The organism is Pedomonas sp. (assembly GCF_036515995.1).
GTDB lineage: Bacteria > Pseudomonadota > Alphaproteobacteria > Sphingomonadales > Sphingomonadaceae > Pedomonas.
Genome location: NZ_DATBUP010000244.1, coordinates 1 through 15,826, shown reverse-complemented (window position 1 = coordinate 15,826; position 15,826 = coordinate 1). Strand labels below are relative to the sequence as shown.

Annotated in this window: 20 protein-coding genes; 11 read left to right on the top strand and 9 right to left on the bottom strand. The window is 61.9% G+C overall.

All coding sequences use genetic code 11. From position 1 onward, the window contains the following. On the top strand, positions 1 to 339 hold a 339-nt coding region (locus VIG90_RS17510), incomplete at its 5' end, for a TetR/AcrR family transcriptional regulator C-terminal domain-containing protein (RefSeq protein WP_331594810.1). A gap of 52 nt (positions 340 to 391) precedes the next feature. On the opposite strand, the gene VIG90_RS17505 is transcribed toward VIG90_RS17510, so the two are convergent. The 3 genes from VIG90_RS17505 to ilvD all read right to left on the bottom strand — a co-directional run bounded on the left by VIG90_RS17505 (position 392) and on the right by ilvD (position 3,611). Continuing rightward, positions 392 to 871, bottom strand: coding sequence for a DUF421 domain-containing protein (locus VIG90_RS17505; RefSeq protein WP_331594809.1), 480 nt, complete (start codon positions 869 to 871; stop codon positions 392 to 394). Positions 872 to 970: 99 nt separating this feature from the next. After that, on the bottom strand, positions 971 to 1,633 hold the full coding sequence (locus tag VIG90_RS17500) for a nitroreductase (protein ID WP_331594808.1): 663 nt from the start codon (positions 1,631 to 1,633) through the stop codon (positions 971 to 973). A gap of 124 nt (positions 1,634 to 1,757) precedes the next feature. Then, on the bottom strand, positions 1,758 to 3,611 hold the full coding sequence (ilvD, locus tag VIG90_RS17495; RefSeq protein ID WP_331594807.1) for a dihydroxy-acid dehydratase: 1,854 nt from the start codon (positions 3,609 to 3,611) through the stop codon (positions 1,758 to 1,760). 102 nt (positions 3,612 to 3,713) lie between these two features. On the opposite strand from ilvD, the gene VIG90_RS17490 reads away from it, so the two are divergent. Together VIG90_RS17490 and VIG90_RS17485 are read left to right on the top strand one after the other, a co-directional pair. After that, positions 3,714 to 4,613 (top strand): LysR family transcriptional regulator, encoded by a 900-nt coding sequence (locus VIG90_RS17490; RefSeq protein WP_331594806.1) that lies wholly within the window; start codon positions 3,714 to 3,716, stop codon positions 4,611 to 4,613. A 357-nt stretch (positions 4,614 to 4,970) separates the two neighbouring features. Then, positions 4,971 to 5,687, top strand: coding sequence for an MFS transporter (locus tag VIG90_RS17485; protein WP_331594805.1), 717 nt, complete (start codon positions 4,971 to 4,973; stop codon positions 5,685 to 5,687). Positions 5,688 to 5,758: 71 nt separating this feature from the next. On the opposite strand, the gene VIG90_RS17480 is transcribed toward VIG90_RS17485, so the two are convergent. Further along, positions 5,759 to 5,887 carry a hypothetical protein gene (locus VIG90_RS17480; RefSeq protein ID WP_331594804.1) on the bottom strand — a complete coding sequence of 43 codons (129 nt, stop codon included), beginning with the start codon at positions 5,885 to 5,887 and terminating at the stop codon, positions 5,759 to 5,761. Positions 5,888 to 6,241: 354 nt separating this feature from the next. Between VIG90_RS17480 and VIG90_RS17475 the strand changes: the two genes are divergently transcribed. The 7 genes from VIG90_RS17475 to VIG90_RS17445 all read left to right on the top strand — a co-directional run bounded on the left by VIG90_RS17475 (position 6,242) and on the right by VIG90_RS17445 (position 9,923). After that, positions 6,242 to 6,565, top strand: coding sequence for a metalloregulator ArsR/SmtB family transcription factor (locus tag VIG90_RS17475; RefSeq protein ID WP_331594803.1), 324 nt, complete (start codon positions 6,242 to 6,244; stop codon positions 6,563 to 6,565). Beyond that, complete coding sequence (locus tag VIG90_RS17470) at positions 6,562 to 6,993, top strand: SRPBCC domain-containing protein (protein WP_331594802.1); 432 nt, start codon at positions 6,562 to 6,564, stop codon at positions 6,991 to 6,993. Before VIG90_RS17475 ends, VIG90_RS17470 begins: the two co-directional genes overlap by 4 nt. 57 nt (positions 6,994 to 7,050) lie before the next feature. Continuing rightward, positions 7,051 to 7,272: a hypothetical protein gene (locus VIG90_RS17465; RefSeq protein ID WP_331594801.1), complete on the top strand. Its 222-nt coding sequence runs from the start codon at positions 7,051 to 7,053 to the stop codon at positions 7,270 to 7,272. A gap of 27 nt (positions 7,273 to 7,299) precedes the next feature. Further along, the gene (locus tag VIG90_RS17460; RefSeq protein ID WP_331594800.1) at positions 7,300 to 7,755 is read left to right on the top strand and encodes a DUF1801 domain-containing protein; all 456 of its coding nucleotides are present in this window, start codon (positions 7,300 to 7,302) and stop codon (positions 7,753 to 7,755) included. Between the two features lie 69 nt (positions 7,756 to 7,824). Then, positions 7,825 to 8,223, top strand: coding sequence for a DUF1801 domain-containing protein (locus VIG90_RS17455; protein WP_331594799.1), 399 nt, complete (start codon positions 7,825 to 7,827; stop codon positions 8,221 to 8,223). 674 nt (positions 8,224 to 8,897) lie between these two features. Then, positions 8,898 to 9,395, top strand: coding sequence for a hypothetical protein (locus tag VIG90_RS17450; RefSeq protein ID WP_331594798.1), 498 nt, complete (start codon positions 8,898 to 8,900; stop codon positions 9,393 to 9,395). Between the two features lie 48 nt (positions 9,396 to 9,443). Then, positions 9,444 to 9,923: a DUF421 domain-containing protein gene (locus VIG90_RS17445; RefSeq protein WP_331594797.1), complete on the top strand. Its 480-nt coding sequence runs from the start codon at positions 9,444 to 9,446 to the stop codon at positions 9,921 to 9,923. A 114-nt stretch (positions 9,924 to 10,037) separates the two neighbouring features. Here the strand turns inward: VIG90_RS17445 and surE are convergent, their stop codons facing one another. The 3 genes from surE to VIG90_RS17430 form a co-directional block, all read right to left on the bottom strand. Then, entirely contained in the window at positions 10,038 to 10,892 is an 855-nt protein-coding gene (gene surE / locus VIG90_RS17440) for a 5'/3'-nucleotidase SurE (RefSeq protein ID WP_331594796.1), read from the bottom strand. A 34-nt stretch (positions 10,893 to 10,926) separates the two neighbouring features. Next, the gene (locus VIG90_RS17435; RefSeq protein ID WP_331594795.1) at positions 10,927 to 11,706 is read right to left on the bottom strand and encodes an SDR family oxidoreductase; all 780 of its coding nucleotides are present in this window, start codon (positions 11,704 to 11,706) and stop codon (positions 10,927 to 10,929) included. Between the two features lie 265 nt (positions 11,707 to 11,971). Then, positions 11,972 to 14,119 carry a TonB-dependent receptor gene (locus tag VIG90_RS17430; protein ID WP_331594794.1) on the bottom strand — a complete coding sequence of 716 codons (2,148 nt, stop codon included), beginning with the start codon at positions 14,117 to 14,119 and terminating at the stop codon, positions 11,972 to 11,974. 171 nt (positions 14,120 to 14,290) lie between these two features. Between VIG90_RS17430 and VIG90_RS17425 the strand changes: the two genes are divergently transcribed. Beyond that, positions 14,291 to 14,911, top strand: coding sequence for a TetR/AcrR family transcriptional regulator (locus tag VIG90_RS17425; RefSeq protein ID WP_331594793.1), 621 nt, complete (start codon positions 14,291 to 14,293; stop codon positions 14,909 to 14,911). 227 nt (positions 14,912 to 15,138) lie between these two features. Here the strand turns inward: VIG90_RS17425 and VIG90_RS17420 are convergent, their stop codons facing one another. Further along, the gene (locus tag VIG90_RS17420) at positions 15,139 to 15,693 is read right to left on the bottom strand and encodes a nuclear transport factor 2 family protein (RefSeq protein ID WP_331594792.1); all 555 of its coding nucleotides are present in this window, start codon (positions 15,691 to 15,693) and stop codon (positions 15,139 to 15,141) included. Continuing rightward, positions 15,686 to 15,808 carry an SDR family oxidoreductase gene (locus VIG90_RS17415; RefSeq protein ID WP_414695513.1) on the bottom strand — a complete coding sequence of 41 codons (123 nt, stop codon included), beginning with the start codon at positions 15,806 to 15,808 and terminating at the stop codon, positions 15,686 to 15,688. Before VIG90_RS17415 ends, VIG90_RS17420 begins: the two co-directional genes overlap by 8 nt. Between the last annotated feature and the right edge of the window lie 18 nt (positions 15,809 to 15,826).

The following is a 15,826-nucleotide window of genomic DNA, read 5'->3' as shown; positions in this document are numbered from 1 at the left end:
CTCGCGGCGGCCTCAGCTGCGCTGACCAGTTCGACCTGCATTGCCCTGCTCCGGACCGTTATTGCAGAAGCACGGCGCAACCCCCCGCTTGCACGCCAGGTCTATCTGCAGATCCGCCAGCCCTGGATCACAGCACTTGCCCAGTGGCTCGCCCGCAAAGTCGACGACGGCGCGCTTAGGTTGAGCGATCCTGCATGGCATGCCATGCAGCTGCTGACCCTCGCCACGGCCGGGAACCGCCCGTTTGCGACAAATGAAACACCCGACCCAACGGCACGGGCCTTGGTTGTCAGGCGCGCCATCGCGACCTTCCTTGGCGGGTACAGGGCGGCGCTGTAGAGAAGGTTGCGGGCTTCATCAGCCGCAAGCCTGCCCGACGAGGACCAGGCCATCAGCGCTCTTCCGGCTTGTCCTCGATGATGACGCTGATCTCGCCGTCCGCCTCCAGGCAGGCGGACCTGACCCGTGAGACGTCATCGACGCCTTCCTTCCTCAGAACGGCCATGAGCTCTTCTTCGGTGACGAGTTCCCGCCTCATATTCTGTCTGATGAAACGGCCGCGATCGATCAGCGTTGTCTGGCGATCCCGCAGGACTCTCTGCAAGAGGGGAGAGCGCGCCTCAATGGCGTCGAAGACATAACCCCATCCGATAATCAATCCGACCATGAGCAGAGCCTCGATCACCGAGCTGGAGCCGCCCATGATGGCGTCGGTCCCCATCCCGCCAAGGATGATGAGCGTCAGCATGTCGTTGGGCGAGATATGCCCGGCCTTGCGCTTTGGAATGACGCGGACAAGGAAGATAAGCGCCAGGTAGATGATCGTTGCCCTGACGAAAAGTTCCCAGAGGGGCATGGTGATGTCGAACATGGCGGCAGAACTTATCCTTGGATCAGCTGTCTCCCCTTGAAATAGTCTGGAATCCACAAGTTCGAGCGCCCCCTAGCCCTGTCGGGGCAGGAGCGGCCCTTATTCGAAGCCCAGAAACGTGACTTGCTCGGCCAGCGACACACGATCACGCGCAAAATCGTTGATCGGTGCATTCGGATCGCGCCAGCCGATCGCCAGCCCGCAGAACAGCAGGGTATCGTCAGACAGCCCCAGATGCGCTTTTATGGTCCGCCCATAAAGCCCCATGTACTCCTGCGGGCAGCTGTCCAGCCCCTCGCCGCGCAGAAGCAGCATAATCGTCTGCAACCACATGCCCACGTCAGACCACTGCGGCTCTTTCATCAGCTTTGGAAAGTGGCACAGCAGGAGAACCGGCGCGCCAAAAGACAGGCAGTTGTCGCGCGTAAAATCGGCGCGCGCAGCCTTGTCTTCGCGCCCGATGCCCATCGCACCGTACATGGCAGCGCCGACGGCCCGCAGCCGGGCCTGGTATTTCTCGACCTTGCCGGGTGCTGAGAAGTCGTACTCGGGCGGATTATCGAACGGGCTGGTGAGCAGGCGCTCCTGAAGCGCTTTCAGCGGCGCACCCGTCAGCACGGTCGCCTCCCAAGGCTGAAAGTTGCAGCCCGACGGCGCCCAGCGCGCCTGGTCGAGCACACGCTGGATCGTCTCGAACGGAACAGGAGTGTCCGCAAATGCCCGGACTGATCGTCGGGTAGCAACAGCATCAGCAACGTTCATCCGAAACTCCCTGCACTCTCACATAAACTGGTCTTCCGCCCGCATCCGCCTTCTTTGAGCCAATGGCGAGCCGGGGCAAAAGGGTCCCCGGCTCGCCTCATCGAAATGCAGACGCTCTGCAGCGTTAGTCCTTCTCGATCTGGCCCACGTCACGCACCGCGCCGCGTGCGGCGTTGGTCGTGAGCGCTGCATAGGCCCGTAGCGCTGGGGAGACGTTGCGCTTGCGCCCGAAGGGCTTCCAAGCCTTGGCACCCCTTGCCTCCATCGCGGCGCGGCGCTCTGCGATGACCGTGTCGTCCAGATCAAGGCGGATAATGCGGTTCGGGATGTCGATCACGATCGGATCGCCCGTCTCGACCAGCGCAATCAGACCGCCCTCGGCCGCTTCCGGCGAGACGTGGCCGATAGACAGGCCCGAGGTGCCGCCGGAGAAGCGCCCATCGGTGATGAGCGCGCAGGCCTTGCCCAGCCCCTTCGACTTCAGATAGCTGGTCGGGTAGAGCATCTCCTGCATGCCCGGCCCGCCTTTCGGGCCTTCATAGCGGATGACGACGACGTCGCCCGCCTTCACCTCATTGCCAAGAATGCCGGCAACCGCCGCATCCTGGCTCTCATAGACGCGGGCCGTGCCGTTGAAGGTCAGGATGGACTCATCCACGCCCGCCGTCTTCACGATGCAGCCCTCGGGCGCCAGATTGCCGAACAACACGGCAAGGCCGCCATCCTTGGAGAAGGGGTGCTCCGCATCGCGGATCACGCCGCCTTCGCGGTCCAGGTCCAGGTCCTTCCACCGGTTGCTCTGGCTGAAGGCCTCGGTCGTGCGCACGCCGCCCGGCGCCGCCTTGAAGAATTCGCGCACGCTCTCGCTCTGGGTGCGGCTGATATCCCAGCGGTCGAGCGCATCGGCCAGGGTCGGCGCGTGGACGGTCGGCAGGCTGGCGTCGATAAGCCCGGCCTTCTCCAACTGACCCAGGATCGCCATGATGCCGCCGGCACGGTGGACGTCTTCCATGTGCACGTCCTGCTTGGCAGGGGCCACCTTGCACAGGCAAGGCACCCGGCGCGACAGGCGATCGATGTCGGCCATGTTGAAGTTCACCTGCCCTTCATAGGCAGCCGCCAGCAGATGGAGCACCGTGTTGGTCGAGCCGCCCATGGCGATGTCGAGGCTCATCGCGTTTTCAAATGCGGCAAAGCTGGCGATGCTGCGCGGCAGAACCGATGCATCGTCCTGCTCGTACCAGCGCTTGGCCAGATCAACGATGGTGCGGCCCGCCTCCAAGAACAGCTTCTCGCGGTCCGCATGGGTTGCAAGGACGGAGCCGTTGCCAGGCAGCGACAGGCCGAGCGCTTCGGTCAGGCAGTTCATGCTGTTGGCGGTGAACATGCCCGAGCAGCTGCCGCACGTCGGGCAGGCGGACCGCTCGATGATCTTGACCTCTTCGTCGGTGTAGCTCTCGTCGGCCGCAACGACCATGGCATCGACAAGGTCGAGCGCGACGGTCTGGCCGCGAATATCCGCCTTGCCCGCTTCCATCGGCCCGCCGGAGACAAAGATCGTCGGGATATTGAGGCGCATCGCTGCCATCAGCATGCCGGGCGTGATCTTGTCGCAATTGGAGATGCACAGAAGAGCGTCCGCACAGTGAGCGTTGACCATATACTCAACGCTGTCCGCGATCAGATCCCGGCTCGGCAGCGAATAGAGCATGCCGTCATGGCCCATGGCGATGCCATCATCGACCGCAATGGTGTTGAATTCCTTGGCAACGCCACCCGCCGCCTCGATCTCGCGCGCAACCAGCTGGCCAAGGTCCTTCAGGTGGACGTGGCCCGGCACGAACTGGGTGAAGCTGTTGGCGATGGCGATGATCGGCTTGCCGAAATCCTCGTCCTTCATTCCGGTCGCACGCCAGAGGCCGCGCGCCCCTGCCATGTTGCGGCCATGCGTGCTGGTGCGTGAGCGATAAGCGGGCATTGAAGCTGTCCTGAAATCAGTGGTCCTTATTCTTCCCTAACCCGCTTTCTATAAGTTGAGAAATATATTATTAATCGTTGATTAGGTCATGGATTGAATTAGATGGATCTGCGCCAGCTTCGCCACTTCCTTGCTGTTGCGGACACGCTGCACTTCGGGCGCGCCGCAGAACTGCTCGGCATGACCCAGCCGCCGTTGAGCCAGTCGATCATGGCGCTGGAGCGTGAACTGGGCGCACCGCTGTTCACCCGCTCCAAGCGCAACGTTGCTCTGACCGCCTTCGGCCAGCAGTGGCTTGAGCACGTCCGGCCCGCCGTCGAGCGGATCTCCGAGCTGCCCGAGATCGCGCGCCGCCTGCGCACCGGCATGGCCGGCCGGCTGAGACTCTCCTTCATCAGCACGGCCGACTACAGCGTGCTTCCACGCCTGGTTCAGAGCTATTCAAGCGCCTATCCGGACGTGGAGATCACGCTTTTGGAAGCGACGAGCGACGTCCAGGTCGAGGCACTGCTGAACGGGCAGGTCGACGCGGGCATTCTCATTCCAACACGCCCCGCCCTGCCGCAAGCGCTTGATTACCGGCCGCTGCTGCGTGAGCCGCTCGTCGTCGCCGTACCAAGCACCTGGATCGATGAAGGTCGTCTTTGCGTCAAAGACAATGCCTTGCAAGGGGACGACTGGATGGAAGAGCCTCTCATCATCTTCCCGGCGCGGGTGTCTCCGGCTTTTCACGATCTGGTCTTCAGCTTCTATCGCTCCCGAGGGCGGCAGCCGTTCATCCGGCAGGAGGCCATTCAGATGCAGACCATCATCAGCCTCGTGTCTGCCGGCATGGGCCTGGCGCTCGTGCCCGCGTCGCTCCAGCATCTGGCTAGAACCGACGTCCGCTACCTTCCCCTCGCCGTCGAGCCGCCTTACCTTGAAACAGGGCTTGCCTGGCGCAAGGGCGATGCTGCCGCAACCCTTGCGGCCTTTATCTCGATCGCCGAGACGCAGATTTAAGAGCTGATCGCGCATTAGAACAAGCCGCCGTTTTGCAGCTTCCAGACGGAGCTGCACCTGATACTCCCCGATCGAACAGCCCCGGCTGGCCCGAAAAACCCGAGTCAGCTGGCGATCCGACATTCCGCAAAAGCGAGGCAAGCTCCCCAAGGCTCGGCGGGTGCGCAAAGTTGGCGATCCGCTCGTCGATCAGACGAAAGTATCAGCCTGCAAGACCTCTGCTTTGTGGCGCATCCGAGACGGCCTCGCAGTAGCGTGCCAGCTCGATCGCAAACTGGATAAAGAGCGCTTCTGTACCGGGCATTGGCGATTGCCGGGGTGCGGACCTCTTCCGCCAGGCGCCGCAGAAGATGCCGGATGGTGCTGCTGGCAATATCGAGCACGATCTCGGGCTTGCGCATAAACTGGTCGGCGCCGCTTGACACCGTCGGCTGGCGCGGAACCTTTGTCTTGCTGCCTATAGGGTGGGGTGGTCTGACCCTGATCCTTTGTTTGTTTTTCCTCGACGCTCAGGATCGCTCCTTAACAGACGCTGCTCAGGGAAAGAGAACGGATCAGACACCTCTGCCGGTCCTCAGCGGCCTTTCCCCACGGAAGGCCGCGATGGATTTTGCGCTCTGGCGCGTCGGTGTGTCCAATTTCATCGTGATGACATTGACGATGGGGCTGACGATCAATCTTTTCCCGATCCTGACGGAAGCGGGAGTGTCGAGGGCAAGTGCAGCCTGGCTGACCAGCCTGGCGGGTATTGTCGGCACTATTGGAAAACTCGTCACCGGCGCCCTGCTTGACAGGTTTCGCCCGAACTGGATTGGCGGCCTGACGCTGGCCACAGCCTCGCTCGCCTTTCTTCTGCTGCTGGAGGGCGTGAAGGAGCCCCGGCTCATTGTCGTCGCCCTGCTGATCAATGGCTATGCGGCTGGCACCAAGACGCAGATCACTGGCTTCCTGACCGCAAGCTATGGCGGCATGAAGCATTTCGGCGTCATCTATGGCGTGGTGGCGGCGCTCATGGCACTGGCATCTGGAATTGGCCCCCTCCTGGCTGGCCTGATCTATGACCACGCGGGATGATACAGCCTCTTCCTGGTGGCGGGTGCCGTCGGATGCGCCTTGGGCGGCTTCCTTATGATCACCCTGCCGGCCTATCCGGCATGGAAGAACAGCAGCGCCAACTGAGCCTGGATGCCTGGCTCATGGGCTCGCAGGAAGCGGCCCCATGCACCGGCCGCAAGAGACGTGCCGTGGCTGGCGCTCCCGCCCGCAAGCGCCATGACAACCGCCCGGTTCACTGAGCAACAAAGATCCGCCCAGAGAATCCGGAGCATCAAGAATCAACGGGAAGAACACTGCGGCGCGCCATTATCGCGACAACCCTGACCGTTGCACTGCTCGTCCTCTGCCCCTGCCCTGGCCGGCCCTATCGAGCCGGACCATTGGTTTGTGCCTGGGCCGTTCTGCTTCAAAGTGTCCCAGCCAGGATCGCCTCGAAGATCTGGTGGCGCCACGCCCTCCAGGCCGACGCAATGGCTGACGCTGCAAACGTTTCGGCTGGACCGTGCCCCTTGACGCACACATAACTCAATGGTTATAGATCATGACTGATAACCAACGAGTTATGTATTGCTATGTCGAATGCCCAGGACGTGCTCTTCAGAACGCTCGCCGATCCGACCCGGCGGGCCATCTTCGAGCGGTTATGCCGCGACGGAGAACAGACGGTTGGAGCGCTGACGGCACGAGCCGGCGTCTCGCAGCCGGCCGTCTCCAAGCATCTGGGAGTTCTGAAGCAGGCCGGCCTGGTCCGTGACCGCCACGAAGGCCGCCAGACCCATTACAGCGCGCAGGTCAATGCACTGGCGCCGCTGATTGATTGGGCAAGTCAGATGGCCGGGTTCTGGGAGAGCCGCTTCGATGCCCTTGAGGACCTGCTGAAAAGGATGGATCAATGAACGTCACGTCTGCCCAGACGCTCTGCGTCACTGTGGAACGAGAATTTCCGCATCCGCCGGAGAAGCTCTGGCGCGCCCTCACGCAGCCCCACCTCATCAAGGAGTGGCTGATGAACAACGACTTTGCACCCAACGTGGGCCATCGCTTCAATCTTCGCGGCGACTGGGGCGGCGTGCTGGATTGCGAAGTCCTCGAGATCGAGCCGCGTCAGATCCTGTCCTACACCTGGAATTTCACGCACGAGGATGAGGCATACAATCTGCGAAGCATCGTGACGTTCACGCTGATGCCAACCCACAAGGGAACGCTCCTGCGCATGGAGCAATCCGGCTTCCGGCCGAACCAGAAGCAGGCCTTCCAGGGCGCAAGGCACGGCTGGCAGGGCTTCCTCGGCAAGCTGGAGCAAGTGCTCGAGGGGCTCGCTTGAGGCCGGCGGTCCCTGCCGGGCGCGCCGTCATCCCGCTTATTTTTCGGAGAAATTCCATTGAACTGGAACAAATGGCTTCGGCAGTCCCACCGCTGGGTGTCGATTGTCTTTACTCTTGCCGTCGTTGCTAACTTCGTGGCGATGGGTCTCGGGGATCCTCCCCCGTGGATCGTCTATGCGCCGCTGCCGCCGCTCTTCCTGCTGATGGCCTCGGGGCTATACCTGTTCGTGCTGCCGTATGCGGCCAAGCGGTGTAGCGGGCAGCCGATCAAGGGGTAGGCATGGGGCAAACAGGAAGGACCTAACGTGGCGAGCAAAGCGTCCGGAAAATCCAGGCAGGCCGCAAGTAAGGCCGATGCCAAACCGGTCCTGCTCTCAGGCGGCAACCCGCAGATCCCCATGGGTGACGGCGATGCGCCCGTGCAAGCTTATATTGCGGCGATGCCAGGCTGGAAGAGCGATATGGGGCGCCGGCTCGATGCGCTCATCGTGCGCACCGTCCCGGAGGTGCGCAAAGCCGTTAAATGGAACTCGCCGTTATATGGAGTGGACGGGCAGGGCTGGTTCCTAAGCCTTCACTGCTTCACCAAATACATCAAGATCGCGTTCTTTCGCGGCACGGCGCTCGACCCTGTCCCCCCGGTTGAATCCAAGGATAAAAATACACGATATTTCCATATCTATGAGACTGATCAGCTGGACGAGGAACTGCTGGCAAGTTGGAGCCGGCAGGCATCCGAGCTGCCCGGCTGGATTCCTTAAAGCAGGCCCATATCTTCGCGAGTACCCTGCCTGGTCGTGCAGCGCTGAAACGGAAGGACGTAAGACAACATGGAGAACAGCACAGCCCAGACGGATGCAACACCGTCTCAGCTGATCGACGAGCGGATCAAGGAGCTGGCCGACTGGCGGGGCGGCATGCTCGCCCGGCTCCGCGCGCTGATCAAGCAGGCCGAGCCCGCCGTGGTCGAGGAGTGGAAATGGCGCGGGGTTCCCGTGTGGTCTTGCAACGGTATGATCTGCACCGGCGAGACTTACAAGAATGCCGTGAAGTTGACCTTCGCCAAGGGAGCCGCGCTGGATGACCCCTCCGACCTGTTCAATGCGAGCCTTGATGGCAATACCCGCCGCGCCATCGACTTTCACAAGGGCGACGACGTCGACGAGGAGGCACTCAAGGCCCTTGTTCGAGCAGCCGTCGCCCTGAATGCAGCGCGCGCCGCCCGCTGATCGATCCGGTGGCAGACAAAATGCTTCTGCCGAAAAGAATGGCGCACTGATCCTGCCTGACCGGCCGCGCATCTCTGGCGAGGAGGAGACAAGGCGGCAAATCTTGTGGCTGCAGGCTGGCGGGCCGTTCATCGCCCGCCATCAAGCTGACCCAACGCCTGATGCGCGGTTCAGTGCTGGCCTTACCCACAACCGCCCTTTGCGTCTGTTCCAGTTGCCTGACGCCTGTGAGGCCACGCACGCGTTCACCTGCGGCTCGTGTCATGATGGCTGCCCGGCCAACACGGCCGGACAGGAACCCCTCCGGCCACGCCTCGTTCTTGAGTCCGACGAGCCTGTTGCAGATTGGACCAGGAGATGACGCTCCCTCCCTGAGGAACTTCCTCATCGCCTCCCTTGCGAGGGTCGGCCTCGCCGCCGACCTCAAGGGCAGCGCCACGCTGCGCAGCATTAACTGCAGCGTGACGGAGAGCGGCGGTTATTCCCTTGATTGACAAATCAAGTATCCGCCCGGGACGCACGGCCTGCGGACAGGCAACCACTGCATTCGCTTGCCCAGCCCTTGCCGGCCCGCCGCCCCGTCGCGTGCCATGGGTTTTCCTGCATTGCATCGTGCTGGCAGCAGGCCTCGACCGCGTGGCGTCCCGTTCACTTCAGCTCTTTCAGGAGCCCAAATGACCAGCCCCGTTGATCAGCCGCCTTTGCCGCCTCGCATTGCCCCGAGGCTGCGCCTTCACCGAAGCGAGCTCATAGGCTTGCCCTCCATCGCTGTCCTGCCGCTCCTTGCCCTTCTGGGCGTCTTCGGGCCAGGCCAGCAGACTGCCCAGGGACAGAGCGGCGGAATTGAATGGTCCGTCGAATATCCCTCCCGGATCCGCTATGCTCAGATCGAGCGTGTGACAGTTCAGCTGACGAACCGAAGTGCGGCGCCGATCTCCCACATCAGCCTGGGCATCGATCCTGACTATATCCACGCCTTCACGGACGTCGCCTTCGAGCCTCAGCCAACATCGCCTTACCGCGTTGACATCCCGGCGCTCGGGCCAGGTGAAAGCCGGCTGGTCGCGGTCGAGCTGACCGCAGATGCCTATGGCGCCCATCAGGGGAGGATTTCTGTCGAGGCCGACGGGACCTCGGCTGACGCCCAACTCAGCACTTTCGTGTTTCCATAAAAAACATCGAGCAGCAGACGCCGTGCGTCGCAGGAGCAAATCAAAGTCATGGAAATCATCATCCGGATTGCATGTGTATTCGTCCTGCTCACATTTGCTTTCCGCGCCCTTGGAAAGCGTGAACTCAGCCAGCTCTCACCTTTTGAACTCGTCATGCTGCTGCTCGTTGCGGAGATCGTGTCCCCGGCGCTGACGGCCGGCGACGAGTCCCTGACGGGCGCGCTGTTCGGGGCTGCCACACTGCTGTGCCTCACCTTCCTGCACTCGCTGCTGACATACCATTTCCGCTGGTTCCGCTCGATAGCCGAAGCGCCGCCCTCGCTCATCGTGCGTCACGGCCGGATCAGCGAGCCGCTGATGCACAAGGAGCGTATCCGGCCGGACGAGATCTTCTCCGAGATGCACAAGGCCGGCATCGAGCGGCTGTCCCAGGTCAAGTGGGGCATTCTCGAGCCCGACGGCAAGATGTCATTCGTGCGCGCAGACGGCGAAGAGACTGAGGAACAGCAGGACAAGACGCCTGTCTGATCTGACGTCTCGGCGACACCCATTGCCGTGCGGCGGCAGGGGTGAAAAGTCGCGTTCTGGGAAAGGTGCAGTCTCTGCCGGACATGCGGCCGGGCAGAGACTGCTAGCTCTTGGCTATTGTTCTGCGGCTTCCAGCTCTAGTGCGGCGGTCGGAAGACTGGCTTCCTTGACATTGGGATCAAGGCTGAGGACCGTGACCGCGATGTAACCCTGGGCCAAGGCTTCGGTGTCGCTCCCCGCTGGCGCATTGGCAGAAATCGTCAAGTTCGGTGCGTAGAGTGTAGCGCCATCGGACGCGGTTCCGGTCCGTTTGAAGCCGGTGATCGCAAACGGGGTGCCACCGGCCGGGACCATCTTCACACCCTTTGGCTTTGCCGGCACGTTGACAGAGACCAGCTTCGGGGCCTGAGGTCCCAGCTTGGACAACACCTGCGCCAGCCGTGCAGTATACTGTGCCGCCACCTGGAAGTCATAGCGCCCGTCCCGCACATGGGCCTGGCTGACCGCAATGGCTGGAATACCCAGCATGGCCGCCTGGCGTGCGGCACCAACCGTGCCCGACACATAAACGGCCTCGCCGACATTCTCGCCCTTGTTGATACCGGAGATGACCATATCGAAAGGCCGGGTCTTTCCCACTTCCTGCAGACCGAAAATCGTCGCGTCCGCGGGCGTCCCTTCAACAGCATAGCCCGGAACACCCGGGACGCGCTCGGCCTCGCGCACACGGACCTCGCCGTTGAACAACGTCACGGACTGGCTGGCGCCGGAGAAGTTGCGTGCGGGTGCTGAAACCACGATATCTGCAAAGGGCTTGAGTGCTTGAATAAGCGCCGAAATACCCTCCGATGAGATACCGTCATCATTCGTCACGAGGATACGAAGCGGCTTCAGGGTTTCAGCAGCCGTTGCCGAAGTGCTGGCAAGAGCGAGCAGGAGGCCCGTGATGGGCGATACAAGCCGTAGCATAATTTGCCCCTTATTCTGGATGGGTTGGCGACTATTACGATGCGCGCTGTGATGAGATATTGCCGCCGTCGACCACGACTTCGGACGCGGTCATATAGCTCGCCTCGTCCGAGAGCAGGAAGCGCACGACCCGTGCCACTTCTGCGGGTTGGCCCAAGCGCTCAAGCAGAATGCGCCGTTCGAACCAGCCCGGTGGCAGGGCATTGAGCGCAGGCTGCATCATCGGCGTCAGGATCTGCCCGGGCGATACCGCATTGATGCGCACGCCATCGTTTGCAAGCCGGTCTGCGAGCGAGCGCACCAAGGAGAGCATGCCACCCTTGGCCGCCGTATAGATCGGGTTCATCGCATTGCCGAGCGTTGCGTTGATCGAAGCAACTGCAACCACCGCAGACCCCGGGTTCGCGGCGAAATCGGGCAAAAGCGCCTGAACAAGAAGTGCCAGCGCCCGCAAATGAACGGCCATGCCGGCGTCCCAGGTCTCAGGCGTCACACCCTCGAGTGAGCCGGTGTCAACCGTCCCTGCGGCATGTACCAGCCCGCCGATTGCCGGAAAAGCGGCGCGGGTGCGCGCGACGGCCGGCTGGATAGAGCCAGGGTCGCGCAGGTCTATGCCAACCGCCAGCACCGGAACACCGTAATCCGCAGCGATGCGCTCCGCCGCCTTGGAGGCACGCGCTTCGTCAATGTCCCAGAGGGCGACGGACCGTCCGACAGCGGCGAGCGCCTGTGCAGAGGCCAAGCCGATGCCTGACGCGCCGCCGGTGATGATGACGGCGGTTGCAGGAGTGGCAAGAAGAGGCGCGAAAGTCATGAATCGTTCCAGTTATTGATAGCCATTATGGCGCTCTGTGGCCTGGTGTTGGTGCCGTGCAGGCGTGATCCGTTGCCGACAGGTACGACACCGCGTGATCGCATGACGTCGCTTTCGGGACCCCGTGCTGTGACAGCAAACAAACCTGAGGAAAATCGGCTCGGTGACGCCGCGCCGGCGTTCCAGGTGCGGGTGTGGCCGCCAGTGAAACAACCGACGGCCACAACGACTGGAGAAAGGCTGGCGTTAACGCCAGCCTTAACCGCTAGAAGCGGACGGCCATCTCAATGCCGTAAGTCCGCGGCTCGCCGAAATAGGCGCTCGGCGCACCGGCGTTGAAATGGTCGGCGTAATATTCCTTGTCGGTCAGGTTGCGGCCGTACAGTGCCAGGCTCCAGTCTCCCGCCGCCACAGGAATATCCGTCAGGGTTATGCGGGCATCGAGCAGGCCGTAGTCTCCAACGATATAATTTCCATTGGTCGAGGAGCTGAGCTTCTTGTCCTGGAAATAATAGTCGAGGAAGAACGCCGGGCTACCGATGGCAGTCTGCGGGAACTGGTACTCCAGGCCTGCCTTGATCGTGTTCTTCGGCGCATTCACATAGTGGTACTGGTCCGTGACGTCGCGGCCCGACCCGTCAAGAATGCGATCGTAACCCGCATCAAGATAGGCATAGCTCAGCGACAGGCTGAGGCCCCTGGTCGGCCGTGCGGTAATGTCCAGCTCCAGACCCTTGATCGTGGCCTTGCCGGCATTGAGCACGTCAGTCCGGCTGACGTCGTTCGGGTCGGACTGGACGTTGATCTGGATGTCATCATAGCTCGTCCAGAACAATGCCGCGTTCAGACGGAGGCGATCCTCGAGCAGCGTCGACTTGAGACCGAGCTCGTAGGAGATGAGATTCTCCTCATCAAAGCCCTGGTTGAACCGCTCGACGGACGTGGCGCGCACGTTGTATCCGCCCGTCTTATAGCCGGTCACGACCTTGGCATAGACATTCGTGGCATCCGACAGATCGTAGCGGACGATCGCGCTCGGGCTGAAATTCTCGAAGCTCTTGTCACCCGCGCCGGGCAGACCCAGGATCGGGGCACCGCCAGCCGGTACAACCGCATCCTGAAGGGTGGCCTTGCGCTCGTCACGTGACCACCGGGTCCCCAGTGTCAGGTGCAGACGTTCGTCGAGCCAGGCAGGCGTGTAGGTCGCCTGGGCGTAGGCTGCATAGGCCTTGTTATCGACGGTGACGGTCCGCTCGCTACGCGGGCGACGCGGAACGGATGTCGTGTCGAAGCTGTCAGCGCTTTCATCGAAATAATAAACGCCAAGTACATATTCGAGCTGCCGGTCCAGAGCATCGTGGACCACCTGCAGTTCCTGAGTGAACTGCTTCTGGTCGGAGTCAAAGGCGGTGATGAAGATGGGGAACGGCCCAAAGACGCCGGTGTGATAGTTCTGGTTGGTCTCGTTGCTGAGCTTGCGATAGCCGGTAATCGACTTGATCGTCAGGCTCTCGGCCGCTTCCCAGCTGAGGGTCAGATTATGGCCCTGGGCCGAGACGTCGTTGCGGCGCAAATCGGCGACGGCCGGCGAGCCCTCGGTGGGGCGTTCGGCCTTGAGCGGATAGAAAGGCACATGGGCGATGTACCCGGGCGTATCGTTGACGTCAGATCGGTCGTAGCTGTAGCGCACTTCCAGTACATCGCTCGGCTGCCACCGCAGGGCGGCGCGGTAAGCATCTCGGCGCTGGTCGCCGAAGCGGTCGACGCCGGTGCCGCGGTTTTGAACGTAGCCATCCTTCTCCGTGCGCAAGTAGGCCAGTTCAACGGCAAGCGTATCGCCGATCGGAATATTGAGGCGTGTGCGCGAGCGGAACTGGTCATAATTGCCAAAGGACAGTTTCTGCTCGCCTTCGAGCTTTCCGAGCTCGGGAGCACGCGTGATGAAATTGATGGCGCCGCCCGTTGCGTTGCGGCCGTAAAGAGAGCCTTGCGGGCCGCGCAGCACCTCGATGCGCTCAAGCTCGGCGACTTCCATCGCCAGCCCCTGGCTGCGCGCGACATAAACGCCGTCAAGATACACTGCAACGCTTGGATCCTGCGTGACCTGATCGTCATTGTTGCCGACGCCGCGCAGGAAGATCTTGGCTGTCGTTGCACTGTTGGGATGCGGGGTTACCTGCAGGTTCGGCACTTCCGACCCCAGGTCGGTCAGATCTTTGATACCGCTGTTCTCAAGATCGCGGGCGGTGATTGCCGCGATGGAAATCGGCGTGTCCTGCAGCGACTCTGCCCGCTTCTGCGCGGTAACGATGATCTCTTCAAGCGTCGTATCAGTCTGCTGTGCCGCCACAGGCACATTGCTTCCAACGATAAGCGCTACCAGCGCGCAGCAGGTTCCCTGAATATAACCCATTGATTCCTCCCCTGTTTCACTACCTGCCCGCCCGTGTTTTTTTGGTTTTTTCCGGTGCCGGCCTGGAGTCGTGGCGAAATCTACCTGCGCGCAGGTAGATTTGCAAGGGCATATGGCGGTAGCATGCAAAGGGCTGTAGGTTTCATGAAATTTCAGGAGCAGGGACCGGCGATGCGAACAACAAAGGCAACCATGATGCGTGGTGAAGCAACGCGACGTGCGATTCTCGATGCCGCCGAACATGTGTTCGCAGAACTGGGCTTCTCGACCGCACGGCTTGAGGATGTGGCAGCAGCGGTCGGCATCCGCCGGGCCTCTCTGGTCTATTATTTTCGGGGCAAGCAGGAGCTATACGATGCGGTCGAGACCGGCATCTTTGCGGATCTGCAGAAGGAGACCGAGCAGCGGCTGGCCGGCCTGACAGATCCGTGGGAGCGCATCAACGCTGTCATCGACTCTTGGCTTGATTTCATGGTTGCTCGCCCGACGGCGGCGCGCATCATAACGCGCAACATTGCCGACATTACGCCGCGAGCCAGCAACCCGGTCGAGTTCTCGGAGACGACGGTTGCAATGCTCGAGGCTCTTATTACCGAAGGACAGGCCGCCGGCGCCTTTGGGCCAATTCGTCCCCTGCATGTGGTCAACATCGCGGGCGCAGGTGTTCTGCAGTTCGTCTGCAATGCCCGGCAGTTCGGCCGAGAGCGCACCTATTGCCCTGATGATCCAGACGAGATCGCGACGTATCGCCAGCTTCTCCACAAGGTGACGCGAACCCTGCTTGAGCCTTAGTCGCGGCAGGCTGAAACTCGGAACCAGAGGTTTTCAACAGTCCCTGACAGAGCCGCGTTGCAGATGAGAGGATCTGCTCGCCGGTCCCTGCCCTGGCATGCGCGCCTCTGCAATGCAGGTTCGCACGGCTGATCCGCAGCCCCGTCGCCCGGCAATCTTCCTGTCTTTTTGGTAGCCTTAATTTCAGCGAGGCCGGGAGCTGGCCAGAGCCCCCGGCCTCGCCAGTGTCAGCCGCGTGCGCGCTCTTTGCCCAGCAGCGGCAGACGCTCGTAGACCGGGTCCTCGGGGCTGGCCTTGCCGGTCCCGACCCCGTCCGCTCCATAGTCGCTGCCTGCAGCCACGGCCCGGTCCTCGGCATGATCGAGGATGAACGAGCGGTGGAGGAACCGCCACACGCCATCCCGGCGTTCATAACGATCGGCGTACCGACCCCATGCGATGAATTCCCGCGCTCCGTCGAGCGTCAGGTGCCAGGCGCGGGCGCCGATCTCGCCCTCTGCACGGTCGCCATCGATCAGGAACAGCATGTTGCCGACGCTGTGAGAGGTCGCCTTCCATGTGTCCATGATCGTCGGGAGCCAGTCGATGTAGCCTTCAGCCGGGCCGCAGTAGTACGGTGTGTGATCATCGATTGCATCGTCATGGTAGAGCGTGCGCAAGAGAGCATAGTCGCGCCGGTCGATGCCGTGGCAATAGGCGGTGACCAGGTGTTGGAGCGCTGCGCGATCCAACACCTCTTGTGCGTCGAAAATATGCGGGCGAACCGTTCCCGCCTCAGACACCGAAGCCTCCCGCGACCGAGATGGTCTGTCCGGTGATGTAGTTTGCGCGATTGGAGGTCAGGAAAACCGCGGCCTGACCGATGTCCTCCGCCTTGCCCCAGCGCTTGATCGGCAGCAGCTTCTTGACCTCGCG